Genomic DNA, 1142 nt, shown 5'->3' with positions numbered 1-1142 from the left:
TCACGAGCTTGCTGCGCGAGGTTTTGACGAGAGAAGATAAGCGATGTAGGGCCATCTCTGCGCTCAATCGCCAGTTTCCACGCTACCGCCGATTCCACTTGGTCACACGGGCGCCATGTGCTCATGTTTGGCGTTAGGCGTAGAGAAGCGATTTGCTCAACCGGTTGGTGAGTCGGACCGTCTTCACCCAAGCCAATGGAATCGTGCGTGTACACCTGAATGTTCTGCACTTTCATCAGTGCTGCCATGCGCATTGCGTTACGTGCGTATTCCATGAACATGAGGAAGGTTGCACCGTAAGGCACGAAACCGCCGTGCAGGGCAATGCCGTTCATGATGGCGGTCATACCGAACTCACGCACACCATAGTGAATGTAGTTGCCAGACGCATCGTCTGCCGTCAGTGATTTCGAGCCAGACCACATGGTTAGGTTTGAAGGCGCAAGGTCAGCGGAGCCACCCATGAATTCTGGCAAGATAGCACCGAACGCTTCCAGTGCGTTTTGCGACGCTTTACGTGACGCAATGTTTGCTGGGTTGGCTTGAAGGTCTGCAATGATTTGGCTCGTTTTCGCTTCCCACTCAGCCGGCAATTCGTTGTTTACTCGACGTTGGAACTCGGCGGCAAGCTCTGGATATGCTGCTTCATAAGCTGCAAATTTCTCGTTCCACGCTGCTTCCTTAGCTGCGCCTGTCTCGACCGCAGACCACTCTGCGTAAACTTCCTGCGGAATTTCAAAAGGACCGTGCTCCCAACCTAAAAACTCTCGTGCTGCTGCAATTTCTTCATGACCTAATGGGGCACCGTGACAGTCGTGCGAACCCGACTTGTTTGGCGAACCAAAGCCGATGATGGTTTTCGTACAAATCAGGGTCGGGCGAGGGTCGGCTTTCGCCGCGATAATTGCGGCGTTAATCGCATCCGCATCGTGACCGTCTACCGCAGGAATCACATGCCAGCCGTACGCTTCAAAACGTTTAGGGGTGTCATCAGAGAACCAGCCTTCGACCTCGCCGTCGATAGAGATGCCGTTGTCATCCCAAAACGCAATCAGTTTGCCCAAGCCTAGCGTCCCCGCAAGCGAACACGCTTCGTGCGAGATGCCTTCCATCAGACAGCCGTCGCCCATAAAGGCGTAGGT

Annotated in this window: 1 pseudogene; it reads right to left on the bottom strand. The window is 54.2% G+C overall.

Going from position 1 to position 1142, the window contains the following annotated elements:
• A pseudogene (locus HC752_RS24205) lies at nt 1–1142 on the bottom strand (transketolase family protein); the annotation flags it as partial.

Source organism: Vibrio sp. S9_S30 (assembly GCF_014694455.1).
GTDB lineage: Bacteria > Pseudomonadota > Gammaproteobacteria > Enterobacterales > Vibrionaceae > Vibrio.
Note: the sequence above shows the minus strand (reverse complement) of the source record. Positions and strands in the feature narration are given on the sequence as shown.